Annotated in this window: 16 protein-coding genes and 1 tRNA gene; 6 read left to right on the top strand and 11 right to left on the bottom strand. The window is 34.1% G+C overall.

What is annotated here, in order from left to right; genetic code table 11:
- Positions 1 to 52: 52 nt before the first annotated feature.
- Positions 53 to 138: transfer RNA gene (locus ISP73_07320), tRNA-Leu, on the top strand.
- A gap of 287 nt (positions 139 to 425) precedes the next feature.
- Here ISP73_07320 and ISP73_07315 read toward each other — a convergent pair.
- Positions 426 to 1,622, bottom strand: coding sequence for a 3-deoxy-D-manno-octulosonic acid transferase (locus ISP73_07315; protein MBL6658389.1), 1,197 nt, complete (start codon positions 1,620 to 1,622; stop codon positions 426 to 428).
- 3 nt (positions 1,623 to 1,625) lie between these two features.
- Positions 1,626 to 2,363 (bottom strand): hypothetical protein, encoded by a 738-nt coding sequence (locus ISP73_07310; GenBank protein MBL6658388.1) that lies wholly within the window; start codon positions 2,361 to 2,363, stop codon positions 1,626 to 1,628.
- 98 nt (positions 2,364 to 2,461) lie between these two features.
- Here ISP73_07310 and rfbB point away from each other — a divergent pair, with 98 nt between their 5' ends.
- Positions 2,462 to 3,508: a dTDP-glucose 4,6-dehydratase gene (rfbB, locus tag ISP73_07305; protein MBL6658387.1), complete on the top strand. Its 1,047-nt coding sequence runs from the start codon at positions 2,462 to 2,464 to the stop codon at positions 3,506 to 3,508.
- 7 nt (positions 3,509 to 3,515) lie between these two features.
- Complete coding sequence (locus ISP73_07300; protein MBL6658386.1) at positions 3,516 to 4,253, top strand: capsular biosynthesis protein; 738 nt, start codon at positions 3,516 to 3,518, stop codon at positions 4,251 to 4,253.
- On the opposite strand, the gene fabD is transcribed toward ISP73_07300, so the two are convergent.
- The 3 genes from fabD to ISP73_07285 are packed head-to-tail and all read right to left on the bottom strand — an operon-like array spanning position 4,248 to position 6,155.
- Complete coding sequence (gene fabD / locus ISP73_07295) at positions 4,248 to 5,132, bottom strand: ACP S-malonyltransferase (GenBank protein MBL6658385.1); 885 nt, start codon at positions 5,130 to 5,132, stop codon at positions 4,248 to 4,250. The two genes, ISP73_07300 and fabD, sit on opposite strands and share 6 nt — an antisense overlap.
- Before the next feature lies 1 nt (position 5,133).
- On the bottom strand, positions 5,134 to 5,736 hold the full coding sequence (folE, locus tag ISP73_07290) for a GTP cyclohydrolase I FolE (protein MBL6658384.1): 603 nt from the start codon (positions 5,734 to 5,736) through the stop codon (positions 5,134 to 5,136).
- Positions 5,737 to 5,741: 5 nt separating this feature from the next.
- Positions 5,742 to 6,155, bottom strand: coding sequence for a 6-carboxytetrahydropterin synthase (locus tag ISP73_07285; protein MBL6658383.1), 414 nt, complete (start codon positions 6,153 to 6,155; stop codon positions 5,742 to 5,744).
- 64 nt (positions 6,156 to 6,219) lie between these two features.
- Between ISP73_07285 and mqnB the strand changes: the two genes are divergently transcribed.
- A complete protein-coding gene (mqnB, locus tag ISP73_07280; protein MBL6658382.1) occupies positions 6,220 to 6,795 on the top strand; it encodes a futalosine hydrolase in 576 nt (191 codons plus the stop codon).
- Positions 6,792 to 7,604, top strand: coding sequence for a 1,4-dihydroxy-6-naphthoate synthase (locus tag ISP73_07275; protein ID MBL6658381.1), 813 nt, complete (start codon positions 6,792 to 6,794; stop codon positions 7,602 to 7,604). Before mqnB ends, ISP73_07275 begins: the two co-directional genes overlap by 4 nt.
- On the opposite strand, the gene ISP73_07270 is transcribed toward ISP73_07275, so the two are convergent.
- Together ISP73_07270 and ISP73_07265 are read right to left on the bottom strand one after the other, a co-directional pair.
- Positions 7,599 to 7,934, bottom strand: coding sequence for a MerR family transcriptional regulator (locus ISP73_07270; GenBank protein ID MBL6658380.1), 336 nt, complete (start codon positions 7,932 to 7,934; stop codon positions 7,599 to 7,601). The two genes, ISP73_07275 and ISP73_07270, sit on opposite strands and share 6 nt — an antisense overlap.
- Position 7,935: 1 nt before the next feature.
- Complete coding sequence (locus ISP73_07265) at positions 7,936 to 8,907, bottom strand: M23 family metallopeptidase (GenBank protein ID MBL6658379.1); 972 nt, start codon at positions 8,905 to 8,907, stop codon at positions 7,936 to 7,938.
- 111 nt (positions 8,908 to 9,018) lie between these two features.
- Between ISP73_07265 and alaS the strand changes: the two genes are divergently transcribed.
- A complete protein-coding gene (gene alaS / locus ISP73_07260) occupies positions 9,019 to 11,613 on the top strand; it encodes an alanine--tRNA ligase (protein MBL6658378.1) in 2,595 nt (864 codons plus the stop codon).
- Here the strand turns inward: alaS and ISP73_07255 are convergent.
- Genes ISP73_07255 through ISP73_07240 form a run of 4 tightly spaced genes read right to left on the bottom strand, consistent with a single transcriptional unit; the run spans position 11,610 to position 16,239 of the window.
- Positions 11,610 to 12,527 carry a phosphatase gene (locus tag ISP73_07255; GenBank protein ID MBL6658377.1) on the bottom strand — a complete coding sequence of 306 codons (918 nt, stop codon included), beginning with the start codon at positions 12,525 to 12,527 and terminating at the stop codon, positions 11,610 to 11,612. The two genes, alaS and ISP73_07255, sit on opposite strands and share 4 nt — an antisense overlap.
- A gap of 4 nt (positions 12,528 to 12,531) precedes the next feature.
- The gene (locus ISP73_07250) at positions 12,532 to 13,812 is read right to left on the bottom strand and encodes an ABC transporter permease (GenBank protein MBL6658376.1); all 1,281 of its coding nucleotides are present in this window, start codon (positions 13,810 to 13,812) and stop codon (positions 12,532 to 12,534) included.
- Positions 13,805 to 14,695 (bottom strand): ATP-binding cassette domain-containing protein, encoded by an 891-nt coding sequence (locus ISP73_07245; protein ID MBL6658375.1) that lies wholly within the window; start codon positions 14,693 to 14,695, stop codon positions 13,805 to 13,807. Before ISP73_07245 ends, ISP73_07250 begins: the two co-directional genes overlap by 8 nt.
- The gene (locus tag ISP73_07240) at positions 14,692 to 16,239 is read right to left on the bottom strand and encodes a hypothetical protein (GenBank protein ID MBL6658374.1); all 1,548 of its coding nucleotides are present in this window, start codon (positions 16,237 to 16,239) and stop codon (positions 14,692 to 14,694) included. Before ISP73_07240 ends, ISP73_07245 begins: the two co-directional genes overlap by 4 nt.
- Positions 16,240 to 16,249: the final 10 nt, after the last annotated feature.

Here is a 16,249-nt window from a genome sequence, read left to right as displayed (position 1 = left end):
CTCGCTCAACATCCTCTTTGAATAAAAGAGGATTTTTATTGTATTACCCCAAGCCCAGGTGGTGGAATTGGTAGACACGTTGGACTTAAAATCCAATGGACAGTAATGTCCGTGCGGGTTCAAGTCCCGCCCTGGGTACAATTAAAAACCTCAATCATTTGTTTTTCAAATAGTTGAGGTTTTTTTATTTCTTTTCTAGCCGACATTTAGCCAACCAAGTATAGTTAATTGAATTTTTATAATTGTCTAGCGATGCATTTTGAGATAATTACAATGGACATAATTTTTGGTTCTGGTTATAAATGGGCACAAGATTATACAAGCTGTTGTTTTCATATAACTTAAAACTCAAGAAACTTAAATTCAAAGCGAAGAGTCGGTTTTATTATTATTTTTCTTCCCCCATATTTTTGGATGAATGAGAATTAAAGGTGTGTTTTTAGGCCCTCAAATACGATATTACTGGCTCCACTTCTGTCATTACAGAAGTTTGAAATGGTAGATTTATCCGTTGGATTAGACAGTTTTTGATGAATTATTTTTTCAAACTCTTGACTGTTTCTGATGGAATCAGCTATACCAAAATTAAGTGCATCAATAGCTTCTGGAAACTTTTGATAATTAGGTCCAAATATTATTGGCACATCAAATGCTAAAGGCTCAAGTATGTTGTGAAGCCCTTTGTGGCCAAAGCCACCGCCCACGTAAGCAACATCAGCGTATTGGTACAGTCGTGAAAGAATGCCAATACTATCAATGATAAGAACAGAATATTCAGAAACATTTTTATCATTTGACTGGCTATAAAGTAAGCCATGCTGTTTTAATTGAGGAGACAGTTCAATTTCATGAGGAGCAATAATAAATTTTAAATCAGGATGTCGTCGGCTTATGTTAATAATCATCTTGCTGTCTATTTCGTAGGTACTACCACAAACGATGAGTTTTTTATCCGATTTAAACGTTTCAATGTATGGGATAGATTTTTTATCTGCAAGATTACCTCTAACCCTGTCGTATCTGCCATCTCCACTAATACTAATATTCGTAAAGCCTTTGTTTATTAATAGTATTTTAGAGGTCTCATTTTGCACATAAAAATGTGTGATGTTTTTTAAAACATCTAGAAGCCACTTGCCATACGGTTTGAAAATAAGCTGACTACTTCGAAATAGAGCACTTGCAGAAATAATAGGGATATTTCGCTTTTGCAGTTCATAAAGGTAATTAGGCCAAAATTCATTTTTGATTAAAATGGCAAGTTTAGGCTTAACAATATCCAAAAACTGTTGGCTATTTTTTTTGGTATCAAGAGGTAAATAGCTTTTATAGTCCGTAAACTCTTGCTTGGCATTAACATATCCAGAAGGAGAAAAGAAAGTGACTAATAGCGAATAGTTAGGCTTCCATTCTTTTATTTTTTTCAGAAGTGGTATGGCTTGTTCGTACTCGCCTAAAGATGCACAATGCACCCACACAATTTCACTATTAGGGTTTGATGGTAAATTGTGAAAGACGTTCTTTTGTCCTTTAGTCCATAACTTGGCTTTTTTATTGAAAAGTGAAGCGAAAGTCAACAAAAGACTATAAAAATGTATTCCTATTTGGTACAGTCTTATCATTTTTTAAAAGTAGTAAAACTCTCTAGTTGACCGTTTAGATATGGGGACAATCCACCCGAATTTAATTCCAAAAAAACCGTCATTTCTGATATCATCGGAAATAGTACTGTTGTGGTTGTAGTCTCTTTGATTTTTGGTGAAAGCACGAGTATACTCAAAGCCTGAGTAGAAATGAATGCCCTTATTTTTGCTAATATTCAAAAAGCCTAAGAACAAGGATGAGCTAAGTCCACCAGTTAATCGATCGTACATTTTTTTATTTTCATCATTAAGCTGAGGTACGCTAGAATTTTTAACATCAATATTTATTTTATGCTGATGATAACCAATAGAGCCGTAACCCAATATGCCAGATTTTTGATGAAAAATAGGGTAGAGGTAGCCTAGCTTAAGATTAATATTATTTCCTCTTTCTTGAAGAAGAACATCTGCAATCTGACCATTTTCGTCAATAATATTTTGATTGTCATCCATCAAGTGGTTCAAAATAGTAGTATCGTTCACATTGTTTCCGAAAATGAAAGAAGTATTTAGTGATAAATAAATGTTTTTTGAAGTAATCAGAGATAACTCAAGTCCTAAATTTGAATTTATACCAAAATCAGTTTTCATGTCTCCTAAAGGAAATTGAAGTTCATAATTTGGTGAAACGAAAATAACTTTTTCATTAATCTGTTCTTCTACCTGAGAATAGGCGTTAAAAATGAATAGAGCAAAGAGAATGAATAGCTTAAACCTCATTAGTTGATTTTTGGCTAATTTAAATATTCTAATCGCATTTATAACGAGATTGTGTTTGATTTATTGATTATCTTTGAAAAGCAAAAATTAAATATAGTATGAATACGATTTTAATTACGGGTGGTGCAGGTTTTATTGGTTCTCACGTAGTGCGATTATTTGTGGACAAATATCCTAATGTGAAGATTGTGAATTTAGATAAGTTGACATACGCTGGAAATTTGGAGAACCTAACGGATGTTGAATCATGTGAAAATTACTATTTCGAAAAAGGGGATATTGTTGATGCTGCTTACGTAGATGCACTGTTTCAAAAATATCAATTCGATGGTATCATTCATTTAGCTGCAGAATCTCACGTTGATCGCTCCATAACTAATCCTCTTGAGTTTATACAGACTAACGTTATTGGTACTTTCAATCTATTGCATTCAGCTAAAAAATTATGGTCAGGAAATTTTGATGGAAAATTATTTTATCATGTTTCTACTGATGAAGTCTATGGTTCCTTAGGAGAAGAAGGTTTTTTTACAGAAACTACTCCTTATGACCCAAAATCGCCTTATTCATCTTCCAAAGCAAGTTCAGACCATTTTGTAAGAGCTTACGGTAATACTTATGGTCTTCCTTTTATTATTTCAAACTGTTCTAATAATTATGGGGAAAATCAATTTCCAGAAAAGTTAATACCCTTATTCATTAACAATATTCGCAATAACAAATCACTTCCAGTGTATGGCGATGGCTTGTTTACTAGAGATTGGTTGTATGTCGTTGATCATGCCAGAGCAATAGATGTTTTGTTTCACGAGGGTAAAGTCGGCGACACGTATAATATCGGAGGCTTTAATGAATGGACAAATATTGATTTAATAAAGCTATTGTGTCAAATTATGGATAAAAAATTGGATAGAGATGAAGGCTCATCGGAGTCACTCATCACTTTCGTGAAAGACAGACCAGGACACGATAAGCGTTATGCAATTGATGCGTCAAAAATTAATACCGAACTGTCTTGGGAGCCTTCCTTACAATTTGCTGAAGGTTTAGAAAAAACGGTAGATTGGTACCTTACAAATCAAGATTGGCTAGATAGTGTCACGTCAGGAGCCTACCAAAAGTATTATTCTAAACAATACAGTTAAAATATAGATGTTTTCATTTTTCAGAAAAAAAGAGAAAAAGTTAGAACCCATAGGATTCGACTCGCTGATTTGTGATATACATTCACACTTTATTCCTGGAATTGATGATGGTTCACCAGACTTAGAAACTTCTGTTAAACTGGTGAAGAAAATGCAAGAATTGGGTTTCAATAAGATAATCACTACCCCGCATGTGATGCATGATTTTTATAGAAATACACCTGAAATTATTTTATCAGGCTTAAAGAGTTTAAAAAATGAACTCAAAGCCCAATCCATCAATGTCGATATAAGTGCAGCAGCAGAATACTATGTAGATTATTATTTTGAGTCCAAATTAAACGCTGATGAAGACTTCTTAACCTTTGGAGATAAGCATATACTTATAGAAACTTCTTTTGTTTCTGAACCGCCCAATTTTTCAGAGTCTATTTTCAAGCTTCAACTAAAAGGCTATAAAGTTATTTTAGCTCATCCAGAGCGATATGGCTTTATGTCCGTAGATGATTTGAAAAAGTATAAAGATCGTTCAGTAAAGTTGCAACTTAACCTATTATCGCTTTTAGGCTATTATGGTAGCGAGTGCAAACTGAAAGCTGAAAAGCTTATTGAAAACAATATGGTTGACTTTGTTGGTACGGATTGCCATAATCTTAACCAATCTTCCATATATCATCAATGCATGACTAATAAGCATTGGCATTCTCTTGTGAACAGTGGAACGCTAAAGAATCATTTGCTATAAGACTTGTGCACTTTCTGTTTCTAGTGCTCTGTCCATTTTCTTAAATAACCCTTGTAGTACTTTACCAGGACCAACTTCAATTACTTTTGAAAGTCCATCGCTTTGCATTTGTCTCATAGTTTGCGTCCACTTTACCGATGCTGTCAATTGCTTTATAAGGTTTGACTTGATTGTGTTCGGGTCACTCTCCGCTTTGGCAGTAACATTTTGATATACTGGGCAATTGCCTGCTTTGAAGGGTGTTTCTTCAATAGCATTGGCAAGTTCAACTTGTGCAGGCTCCATTAAAGGCGAATGAAATGCACCCCCAACAGGTAGTTTTAAGGCTCTTCTTGCACCAGCTTCTGTTAGCTTTTCACAAGCCTCATCAATGGCTTTCACTGAACCAGAAATCACTAACTGACCTGGGCAATTGTAGTTTGCAGGAACGACAATACCATCAATTTCATTACAAATACGTTCAACAATATTGTCTTCTAAACCCAAGATTGCTGCCATAGTAGATGGATTTTGCTCGCATGCTTTTTGCATAGCCATAGCACGTTTGTAAACAAGCTTTAACCCATCTTCAAAAGTCATATAGTCAGCAGCAACGAGTGCTGAAAATTCACCAAGTGAGTGGCCGGCAACCATATCAGCATTAAAGTCATTGCCTAATACTTTTGCCAAGACTACAGAATGTAGAAAAATAGCAGGCTGTGTTACTTTCGTTTGAGTGAGTTCTTCTTTCTCGCCTTCAAACATTATATCTGTAATTCTAAAGCCTAAAATAGAATTGGCTTTTTCTAAAAGCTCTTTAGCTAATTCCGAATTTTCGTATAAATCTTTTCCCATACCTTGAAATTGTGCCCCTTGTCCAGGGAATACATATGCTTTCATATTAACTCAGTGTTGAGGTTATTAAATTCATAAATTCTAATCTAGTTTTTTCACTATTCAGAAAAGCACCAGAAAATGCTGATGTTGTAGTCATGGAGTTTTGTTTTTCTACGCCACGCATTTGCATGCATAGATGACGGGCTTCCATTACAACGGCTACACCTTTAGGTTGTAGTGTATTTTGAATACAGTCTCTAATTTCATTTGTCAAACGTTCTTGCACTTGTAATCGCCTTGAAAAGGCATCAACTACTCTAGGGATTTTGCTTAGTCCAACAATTTTACCATCAGGAATGTAGGCTATATGAGCTTTGCCGAAGAAAGGCAGTAAATGGTGTTCGCAGAGAGAATAAAATTCGATTTCTTTTACCAATACCATCTGGCTATAATCTTCAGAAAACATTGCAGACTCTAAAATTTCTGAAGGGTGTAACTCGTATCCATGCGTAAGAAACTGCATGGCCTTAGCTACACGTTCTGGAGTTTTAATAAGGCCTTCTCTGCTGGAGTCTTCACCAATCAAATCCAACACTTTTGTGTAGTGTTCTTTTAAAGAGTCTAAAGAATCTGTTTTATAGCTTTCTTCTTTTTTATATTCTGACATACGATTTATTTTCCGAAATATTCTACAAAGTTATTTTCTGTTTCTTGTACTTTTACTAGATGAAGAGTAGCGTCTAAATTTTTGATGTCGCTTTCAAGTTCTTCCCAAATAGCAATAGCTAATATTTCTGTTGAAGCCATCTTCCCACGCATAAAATCAACATCTAAGTTTAAATTTTTATGATCTAATTTTTGAATGACTTTATGCTGAATTACTGATGCTAAATCTTTTAGATTGACAACAAAACCTGTGTCTTCATTCACTTCGCCTTTGACCGTTACAAACAGTTCAAAATTATGGCCATGCCAATTTTGATTAGCACATTTGCCAAATACTTCAATATTTTTTTCATCGCTCCAATTCTCATTTCTGAGCATATGAGCGGCATTAAAACGTTCTCTTCTAGTTATATAAATCATTTTTTCTTTTTGAGAATGGCAAATATACGACCTTTTTACGCAAAGGAATTGGTATCTTTGCACTATGAATTTCCTAATTGTAACGGCAACGAAAGAGGAGTTGACACTTGATTGCAATCACCATTTGGTGACTGGTATTGGGATGATCTCTACGGCAATTGCTGTGACTAAGGAACTCTCCAAAAATCAATATGATTTGGTTATTAATATCGGTATCGCTGGCTCTTTTAATCGCTCTTTAGAAGTTGGAAATGTAGTTGAGGTAAGTGAAGATTACCTTTCAGAATTAGGAGCCCAAGATGGTAATAGATTCCTTTCGCCTTTAGAGATGGAATTAGATATTAACTATAAAGTCGTTATGCCAGAACAGACACATCTCAAAAAAGTAAGAGGCATTACAGTAAATACAGTGCATGGTGATGAATTGTCAATTATGAAAATTGTTCATCGTCTAAATCCACAAGTTGAAAGCATGGAAGGTGCTGCTTGTATGTTGGCCTGTAAAGATGCAAATGTTCCGTGTGTTCAAATTAGAGCAATTTCAAATGTTGTAGAAAAAAGAAATAAGTCCAATTGGAATATACCTTTAGCTATTCAACAATTAAATAAAGAGTTAGAACAATTTATTTCAACATTATGAAGCTAACTCTCGGTTTTTCTCCATGTCCTAACGATACTTTTATGTTTGATGCTTTGGTGCATCAGAAAGTTGATACTGAAGGATTAGAATTTGATGTTAGGCTTGAAGATGTTGAAACATTAAACCGTATGGCTTTAGAAAAACAATTGGACATTACTAAGTTGTCCTTCAATGCTTTTTTGCACGCTAATTCAGATTATATTCTACTACAAAGTGGCTCAGCATTGGGAAAGAATTGTGGTCCTTTAGTAATTTCAAAAAAAGATAAGTCCCTATTTAATTCTAACTCTACAGTTGCTATTCCTGGAATATATACCACAGCACATAGTTTATTTAAGTTAGCGTTTCCAACATTTACAAATACAAAGGAGATTGTTTTTTCTGAAATTGAAGATGCGGTTCTTAATGATACTGTTGACGCAGGCGTTATTATTCACGAAAATAGATTTACATACAAGCAAAAAGGGCTTAAAAAAGTTATGGATTTAGGAGAATATTGGGAATCAGAAACTAATCTGCCAATTCCATTGGGTGGAATAGCTATTTCAAGAGTTATTAGTACCGAAATTCAACAAAAAGTACAACGAGTTTTGAAACGCTCTTTAGAATATGCTTTTCAAAACCCTAAAAGTTCAGAAGAGTATGTATGTCAGTATGCTCAAGAAATGAGTTATGATGTGATGCAAAAACACATACAACTTTATGTCAATGAATATTCTGTGAATTTGGGTAAAGAGGGTATAAAAGCAATTGTTTATTTATTTGAAAGAAACAATGTTTCTTCAGAAAATATCTTTGTCGAGCTATAACTCTTCGGACAAATCAACTAGAAAACTTCTTATTTCTTTTAGTCTTGAGACAATCTCAAAATTGTTGATAGTGTCGTCTTTATTTTCCTTAAGTTTCTTTTTGGCACCTTCTAAAGTGAATCCTCTTTCCTTTACAAGATGGTAGATGATTTTTAGATTTTCAAAATCAACTTTTGTAAACATCCTGTTTCCTTTCTTATTCTTTTTAGGCTGAAGCATATCAAATTCTTTTTCCCAAAATCGAATTAGAGATACATTTACATCCAAAGTTTTCGCAACTTCTCCTATGGAGTAGTATAACTTTTCAATGGGTTTCTCTTTGTAAGGCATATTAGTCGAAGGATTGGTTTTCTTGTGAAGAAAGTTCAAGCATTCTGTCAAACTCATCGGGAGATAAGTCATTGTGGAAGTAATAAGCCGGATTAATTTTTTTACCGTCTTTATGCACTTCATAATGAAGGTGAGGAGCGGTTGATTTACCCGTGCTTCCTACATATCCTATAACATCGCCACGTTTTACTTTTTGACCTTTACTTACAGTGTATTTTGTCATGTGAGCATATAGCGACTCATAGCCATACCCATGATCAATAACGATATGATTACCAAAGCCTCTTCTACTTCGTTGAGTTTTAGCAACTTTTCCATCACCAGTAGCATATATTGGTGTGCCTTTTGGAGCTGAAAAGTCTACACCATAATGAAATTTTGGCTTTTTGTAGTAGGGATCAATACGTCTTCCATAGCCTGAAGCAATTCGCTTTAGTTCTTTATTTTTTACTGGTTGAATAGCAGGAATAGAAGCCATCATATCAGACTTCCTTTGTGCCATTTCAATAACTTCATCGAATGACTTAGATTGTATATAGAGCTGTTTAGAGATTTGGTCAACCTTTTTTACGGTAGAAATTAGTATTTCAGAGTTGTCGTAACCTTCAAGGTCTTTATAACGATTAACTCCACCAATTCCAGCTTTACGTATTGAGTTTGGAATTGGCTCAGCTTCAAAAATTACTCGATAAATGTTATCATCTCTATCTTTAATATTTTCTAACACTGATGAAATTTGATTGAGACTTTTATCCATTAATTCATATTGGAGTTTGAGTTTATCAAGCTCCCGCTTCAACATTTTTTCCTTTGGACTATCAAAGAAGTTAAAGGCAGCAATTACCATAATAAATCCGAAAAAAGCACTCGCAAACATGAAAACAGAAACATTTTTTAATCTGTGTTTCCATGTTTTTTCGATTCTCTTGTAGGAAAGAGATTTTTTATCGTAATAATACTTTGCTTTTTTCATAAGGTATTTTACCTAAATTTGCCACAAAAGTACGTAATTCGTGTAAATTAAGCATTACCTCTGTTCTTCTTGTTAACAGAAAAATGTGAATTGTAAACTTATACTGTAAAAATGAAATCGACAGAAATTCGTAATCAGTTTTTAAGATTCTTTGAAGAAAAGACCCACTTGGTTGTATCATCAGCACCTATGGTTGTGAAAAATGACCCTACTTTGATGTTTACAAATGCTGGTATGAATCAGTTTAAGGATTACTTTTTAGGAAATACAGTTCCTAAGGAAAAGCGTATTTGTGATACTCAAAAATGCCTTAGAGTTTCTGGTAAGCATAACGATTTGGAAGAAGTTGGTTACGATACGTATCACCATACGATGTTTGAAATGTTAGGAAACTGGTCTTTTGGAGACTATTTCAAAAAAGAAGCTATCGAATGGGCATGGGAATTACTGACAGAGGTTTTTAAAATAGATAAGGATAGGTTGTATGTTTCAGTGTTTGAAGGAAGTACTGAAGACGGATTGGATAAAGATAACGAAGCCTTTGAAATATGGTCTAAGTTGATAGACTCAAGTCGCATCATTGATGGTAGTAAAAAAGATAACTTTTGGGAAATGGGTGAAGTTGGTCCATGTGGCCCATGTTCTGAGATACATGTTGATATCCGCCCCGATGAAGACCGAAAAAAAATTGATGGAAAAACATTAGTAAACGCTGATCATCCAGAGGTCATTGAAGTATGGAATTTAGTTTTCATGCAATTCAATAGAAAGATGGATGGTAGCTTAGAGGCTTTACCACAAACGCATGTTGATACTGGCATGGGCTTTGAGCGTTTATGCATGGTGCTTCAAGGAGTGCAGTCTAACTACGATACGGATATCTTTCAGCCTATCATCAAAAAGATTGCCTCGCTTTCAAACAAAACATATGGGGCAGATGAAAAAGACGATATCGCTATGCGTGTTATAGCCGATCATTTAAGAGCAGTTTCATTTTCCATTGCTGACGGTCAATTGCCATCAAATACTGGAGCAGGTTATGTTATCAGAAGAATACTAAGAAGAGCTGTTCGTTATGCCTTTACCTTTTTAGATGCTAAAGACCCTTTTATGTGTCATCTTGTTGATGAACTTGTTGGAAATATGGGTAATCAGTTCAAAGAACTGACGTCACAATCTGATTTGATAAAAAAAGTGATTCAAGAAGAAGAAACCTCATTTTTGAAAACATTAGATAAGGGAATAGCTCGTTTTGAAACAATTGACTTGAAAGATAATGTTGTTTCTGGAAAAGATGCTTTTGAACTCTACGATACCTTTGGATTTCCAATTGATTTAACGCAACTTTTGGCGCAAGAAAAAAACTGTATAGTCAATATTGAAGCCTTTGATTCTTTATTAGAGCTTCAAAAAGAAAGGTCAAGAAAAGCTACATCTTTAGAAACAGATGATTGGGTGGTATTGTTTGAAGATGAAGTAGAAGAGTTTATTGGATACGAATCATCAGAATCTAAGGTAAAAATTGTTAGGTACAGAAAGGTCAAGCAAAAAGGTCAAGAGTTTTACCATTTAGTATTTAATCTTACGCCATTTTATCCCGAAGGTGGAGGTCAAGTCGGAGATACCGGGCAATTAGTTAACGATTCTGAAGTCATTGAGATTTTGGACACTAAGAAGGAAAATAATTTAATCGTTCATATTGTTGACACTCTACCAGCTCATATTTTCTCTGATTTTACTGCCAAAGTAGATATTACAAAAAGAAAAAATACAGCCAATAATCATACTGCAACTCATTTACTTCATGAAACGCTTAGAGAGGTTTTAGGCGAGCATGTTTCACAAAAAGGATCCTTAGTAAATTCTGATTATTTACGTTTTGATTTTTCTCATTTCTCAAAAGTTGACAGCGAAGATTTGAAAACAATAGAAGAAACTGTAAACTCTAAAATTCGTGCTAATTTTTCACTTGAAGAGTTTAGAAATCTTCCTTTTACAAGAGCAGAAGAAATGGGTGCCATGGCACTTTTTGGCGAAAAATATGGCGATACCGTAAGGGTTATTAAGTTTGGAAGTTCTACAGAACTTTGTGGAGGCATTCACGTTGAGTCTACTGGTGAAATAGGGCTTTTTAAAATTCTTTCTGAAAGTGCTGTTGCTTCAGGTGTTAGAAGAATTGAAGCCGTATCTGCTGAAAATGCTATTCGTTTTTACGAGGAGAAACTTGCGGTCTTAAATCAATTACAAGGGACTTTAAAAACAAATGATTTATTAAAGTCAGTAAGTCAATTAGTAGAAGAAAATCAAACTCTCAATAAAAAGATAAATCAGCTTAATTCTGAGAAAGCAGGCGATTTGTTGGGCGATTTAATGAATAAGGCTGAAGAAATTAATGGAGTAAACTTAGTTTCTAGTGAGGTGGATTTAGATTCAAAAAGTATAAAAAATCTAGCCTTTAAATTAATTAAGGAGAACAACAATCTGTTATTAGTATTGGCATCAAAAACAGATGGAAAGGCTATGCTAACCGTTGCTGTTTCGGAGGAACTCTCAAAAAATAAAGATTTACACGCTGGAAAAATGGTTAAGGAATTGGCAGTAGAAATTAGTGGTGGTGGCGGTGGTCAAGCCTTTTTTGCTACGGCTGGTGGTAAAGATATTTCCGGTATTCCAAAGGCTCTAGCTAAAGCCAAATCATTCCTCTAAAAGAAATGGGTTAAAGCACCTTCTTTTAAGGCATATTTAGATCGTTTAATACTTTTAATATGGGTTTTCTTGAGAATATAGTTTATGAAAATGACGGATATAACTATCATGTCAGCTCTCATTTCAATCATACCTGGAGTTGCAATTCTTTGAGTGAGGTTGCTTTCAATGATGTGCTGTTGTGCCCAATTGTATTCCTCTAATTTGATATCGCAATATTTTTTCTTTATTCTATTTTTGTCATTATACTGATGACAAATCATGTCTACTAATGTATCAAATGAGCCTGATGAACCTATTAGCTTCACACAAGGGGTCTTGGATAATTCTTCAATTAAGTCTTTTAGATTTGATTCAAAGTAGGCTTCAATTTTATGAATATCATTAGCTGTAATTGGGTCTGATGGTTTAAATCGCTCCTTTAGTCTAGATACTCCTAATTGATAACTTTTAGCCCATGAAAGTCCCTGTTTATTTGCAATTATAAATTCAGTGCTTCCTCCTCCAATATCAATTATCAAATCGTATGATTCTTCAAAAGGAACAGCTTCTTTTATACCATAATAAATTAGCTCAGCTTCTTTAGTGCCATTAATCACTTCAATGTTGAGTTCAAGTAGTTCATCAACATCTTTTACAAAATTATGCCCGTTTGTTGTGGACCGAATAGCTGAAGTTGCAAATGCCCTATACTTATCTACTTCATATTCATTTATAGTTTTCATTTGACTTTTGAGGGCTTTTATACCTCTTTGATAAGCCTTTGGTGCTATTATTCCTTTATCAATACCGCCTTCGCCTAGTTTTACTGGAATTTTATTTTTAAAGACAGTAGTGAAATTTCCATTTTTATCTTTATCAGCAATGAGTAAGTTAAATGTATTTGTTCCTAAATCAATAATTGCTATTCTCATATTATTAGTCATTATACCTTAGCCACTTCCATAGTTCTTTGTAGCTAATTTTTTTACCATACATAAGGATGCCAACTCTGTAAATTTTGCTAGCTAGCCATATTGTAAATAAAAAGCCAAGAATTAATAAAGTTACTGAAAGCAATAATTCGTGAATCGGTACTCCAAAAGGTATCCTTGCAATCATTATGATGGGTGAGGTGAAAGGAATCATAGATAGCCAATAAGCCATCCCGCTATGAGGGTTATCAATTACTACCTGAACTAAAATAAAAGATAGAATGAGTGGAATAGTAATGGGAAGTATAAATTGTTGGCTATCCGTTTCTTGATCTGAAGCTGAGCCAATAGCGGCAAATAAAGAGCCATACAGCAAATAACCACCTAAGAAATAAATTATGAAGGTGATAAGTAGTTTTTTAATTGGAAGTGCCATCAGTGAGGTGTTTATTTCAGATGCTAAAGTACTTTCATAGGTGCTTAAATTAGTGAGGTCAACCTCTGCTGAAAGTAAGCCATTGGCGATGAGTAAAAATACAGAGCCTAATATTATCCACATAGCAAATTGACTTAAGCCAACTAAAGCGACGCTTATAATCTTTCCAAACATAAGTTCAAATGGCTTTACAGACGATATTATAATTTCAACTATTCTATTGGTTTTTTCTTCAATCACACTACGCATAACCATTGTGCCATACATAAAAATGAATATGTAAATCAGAAATCCGCCTATTAATCCAATTCCAAAGCTAGCTTCAGAATTTCCTGCGGTGTTTTGTCCGTTCTTATCAACAATATAGGTTTTTAGGGAAGTGTTGCTTTCTGAGTTTTTTATTTTGTCTAAATCAATACCATTTCTAAGTAGGTAAATATTGGTTAGTTGTTTGTCTATTTGATTCTCTATGGTGTTTTTTACAGATAAGCTCATCTGATTTTCTGAATAGACTTCTATGTTATTTTCAATTTGTGGTAAAGAATCAACTTTAGGAATATGCAATACAAAGTCATACGTATCAATTAATATTGATTTATTTTCTTCAAAATTTGACTGATTGAGCTCAACGTATTTTACGCTTTTAGTAGACGTAAATTCCAATTCAATGAAATCGTTTTCATCAATTATTGCCACTGATGATTGTTCATCATTATTATAGGCAAGAAGGGTAGGGACAACAAAAATCCCAATCATAAATAGAGGGGTTAAAAGCGTCATAATGATGAAACTCTTTTTGCGTACTCTTGATAAGTACTCCCTTTTTATTATTAAAAACAGTTTATTCATTGCTTACGGATTGAATGAATACATCATTTATAGTCGGAAGTTTTTCATTAAAGCTAAAAACATCTACTTGCTTGACTAATTGTTGAATTAAGGTGTGTGTGTACTCCTTGTCCTTAGCTTTAAATACGGAGTATCCATCCTTTGATAGTATTGTATCAAAATGCTCAATATTAGACTTTAATTCACCTTTGTATTTGACTTCAAAAATATGTGATTTGAAATCTTGTTTTATATCTTCCACACTGCCTTCTAATATACATTGACCGGAATTGACTAAGGCGATATCATCACAAAGCTCTTCCACGGATTCCATCCTATGTGTTGAAAGTAGAATAGTGCTACCACTTTCTTTTAATGCTAAAATTTCATTTTTTATAATTTCTGTATTTATGGGATCAAATCCAGTGAAAGGTTCATCTAAAATAATGAGTTTAGGTTGATGAATTATAGTGCTTACAAATTGAACTTTTTGAGCCATCCCCTTAGAAAGCTCTTCTACTTTCTTGTGAAGCCAGTCCATCATGTTTAATTTCTTAAACCAATAATGAATTTTTTGTTTGGCGTCATCTTTAGATAATCCTTTGAGTTGAGCTAAGTATAGGCATTGTTCACCCACTTTCATGCTTTTATAAAGTCCTCGTTCTTCAGGTAAATAGCCAATGTTTTGGATGTGTTTTCTTTTGAAATTTTCACCGAAAAATAAAATTTCACCTTTATCAGGTGCAGTAATTTGGTTGATGATTCTGATTAGAGTGGTTTTGCCAGCACCATTAGGTCCAAGCAATCCAAATATTCTACCCTCCTTAATGTTCATCGAAATAGTATCCAGAGCTTTTTTATTCTCATACTCTTTCACTACGTTTTTTATCTCTAGTATATTCATTCTTCTAATAAACTAATGGAGTAGGGGGCTAGCTCTACTTCGCTTTCAAGGCTTTGTTTAATGACATTACTTTTAGAGTCAGATGGTTGTGCATAGTGTTGCTCCATTTCACATTTACCCATTATTTTGTCTAAATCTATCGTCAACATTTCTTCGCTAAAATTGATAATGAGGAGTTTAGCTTTTTGATCTTCGTAGCTAATATAAGCATGGATGGGCGAAAATGTAGTGTTTTTTTCTTCTTTTAGATTGTTTGGGTATTCTTTGCTCTTTGCGTTATAATTAATTGTCCAAGGTCTTACATTTATCTTTGTTTGATAGAGTCGGTCAGCATTTTCGGTAAGTCTATTCCACAATGAAGTTACAATACCACTAGACGTAGGTTTTAGATATTCATCACCCTTGTCCATGAGTTGAAGTGCTGCAAAAACAGGAAATTTCTCAGCCCCAATACTATGAAAATGAAACATTTCAGAATCAGTTTGCTTGAGTAATTCATTGATTTGACTAGCAACAAGTAAGCCGTGTGCCCATTTGTTATTGATTGAGTATGGCTGTTGTTCTATCATATTATACTCCGTAACCCAAGTGGAAAATGTTGAAGTATTATTCCATCTCCAATTTTGTAGTCTGAATTCCAAATCTACTTTAGGAAATGCTATTAGCTTTTTGTAGCCAGAATTAGTTTCAATCTGATATTTGGGATTTTTGAAATGGCTATAATAATGGAGAATGAAATGAAATTGATCAAGTTTAGATGTTGAAAATGAACGTTTCAAAGCTGATGATAATTTTTCGTTCCAATTTCGTGTTCTTCTATTCTTGTCGCCTCCTACAACGCCAATGTGTGCGTTGGGAAACTCTTTCAAAATTGCTTTTGACCAACTAATACAAGTGTCAATGTAATTATCAACTGTTGGATAAATATGTTTAGTGAGTAAATTTTCGGCATATACTTCATTGCCAAGTTCAATGTATTTGACGTCTATACCAATCTTCTTTGCCCGACGAAGTAGCTCTAATTCTTTTTCCAGGTGGCTTGTTATTACATTCAGTGTAATCACCGCTTTAGATTGGGTAGATGATAGAGCTTTGGAGAACTCTTCAATCGTATTGTATTTGGGTCTTTTGGCATTGTATCGGTGTAGTTGCCTCCAAAATGAATTTGATTTTCTGTTGTCTTTAGTTAATTGCCTCAACTCATCGACATTAGCTATAGTTTTACCCTCGTACTCGAATTTCTTTTCCTGAAGAATTGGAAGCAACTCATCAAATGACATTGTCCAACCTTTTTCCCAATCCCAGTACAAGCCATTACTGCCTCCAGGGTAACGTAGTGTTTTTGGATGTAGTTGGTTTAGGGCTTTAGAGAAATTAGGCTCGCTCCAAATTGGAGTATTTGACATATCAGAATTGTATCCCATTAATGGCACTTCAATTTCTTTGTCAATAGTTATAGTTAGTTTTTTTTGAGCGAAAGAATGGCTCGAAATAAAAATACTTAAAGAAAGTAAAACTCTAATTGTGTTTTTATTCAATGCCATATGTAAAAAA

The organism is Flavobacteriales bacterium (assembly GCA_016779935.1).
Classification (GTDB): domain Bacteria; phylum Bacteroidota; class Bacteroidia; order Flavobacteriales; family UBA7312.
This window is presented reverse-complemented; position numbering and strand designations above follow the sequence as displayed.

Bases quoted from the DNA above. Each gene is read 5' to 3' on its own strand.
- fabD (MBL6658385.1), bottom strand. From the start codon at position 5,132: ATGAAAGCATATGTATTCCCTGGACAAGGGGCACAATTTCAAGGTATG.
- ISP73_07300 (MBL6658386.1), top strand. From the start codon at position 3,516: ATGTTTTCATTTTTCAGAAAAAAAGAGAAAAAGTTAGAACCCATAGGA.
- ISP73_07310 (MBL6658388.1), bottom strand. From the start codon at position 2,363: ATGAGGTTTAAGCTATTCATTCTCTTTGCTCTATTCATTTTTAACGCC.
- ISP73_07265 (MBL6658379.1), bottom strand. From the start codon at position 8,907: ATGAAAAAAGCAAAGTATTATTACGATAAAAAATCTCTTTCCTACAAG.
- mqnB (MBL6658382.1), top strand. From the start codon at position 6,220: ATGAATTTCCTAATTGTAACGGCAACGAAAGAGGAGTTGACACTTGAT.
- ISP73_07285 (MBL6658383.1), bottom strand. From the start codon at position 6,155: ATGATTTATATAACTAGAAGAGAACGTTTTAATGCCGCTCATATGCTC.
- ISP73_07275 (MBL6658381.1), top strand. From the start codon at position 6,792: ATGAAGCTAACTCTCGGTTTTTCTCCATGTCCTAACGATACTTTTATG.
- ISP73_07315 (MBL6658389.1), bottom strand. From the start codon at position 1,622: ATGATAAGACTGTACCAAATAGGAATACATTTTTATAGTCTTTTGTTG.
- ISP73_07240 (MBL6658374.1), bottom strand. From the start codon at position 16,239: ATGGCATTGAATAAAAACACAATTAGAGTTTTACTTTCTTTAAGTATT.
- rfbB (MBL6658387.1), top strand. From the start codon at position 2,462: ATGAATACGATTTTAATTACGGGTGGTGCAGGTTTTATTGGTTCTCAC.
- ISP73_07245 (MBL6658375.1), bottom strand. From the start codon at position 14,695: ATGAATATACTAGAGATAAAAAACGTAGTGAAAGAGTATGAGAATAAA.
- ISP73_07255 (MBL6658377.1), bottom strand. From the start codon at position 12,527: ATGAGAATAGCAATTATTGATTTAGGAACAAATACATTTAACTTACTC.
- ISP73_07250 (MBL6658376.1), bottom strand. From the start codon at position 13,812: ATGAATAAACTGTTTTTAATAATAAAAAGGGAGTACTTATCAAGAGTA.
- ISP73_07270 (MBL6658380.1), bottom strand. From the start codon at position 7,934: ATGCCTTACAAAGAGAAACCCATTGAAAAGTTATACTACTCCATAGGA.
- folE (MBL6658384.1), bottom strand. From the start codon at position 5,736: ATGTCAGAATATAAAAAAGAAGAAAGCTATAAAACAGATTCTTTAGAC.
- alaS (MBL6658378.1), top strand. From the start codon at position 9,019: ATGAAATCGACAGAAATTCGTAATCAGTTTTTAAGATTCTTTGAAGAA.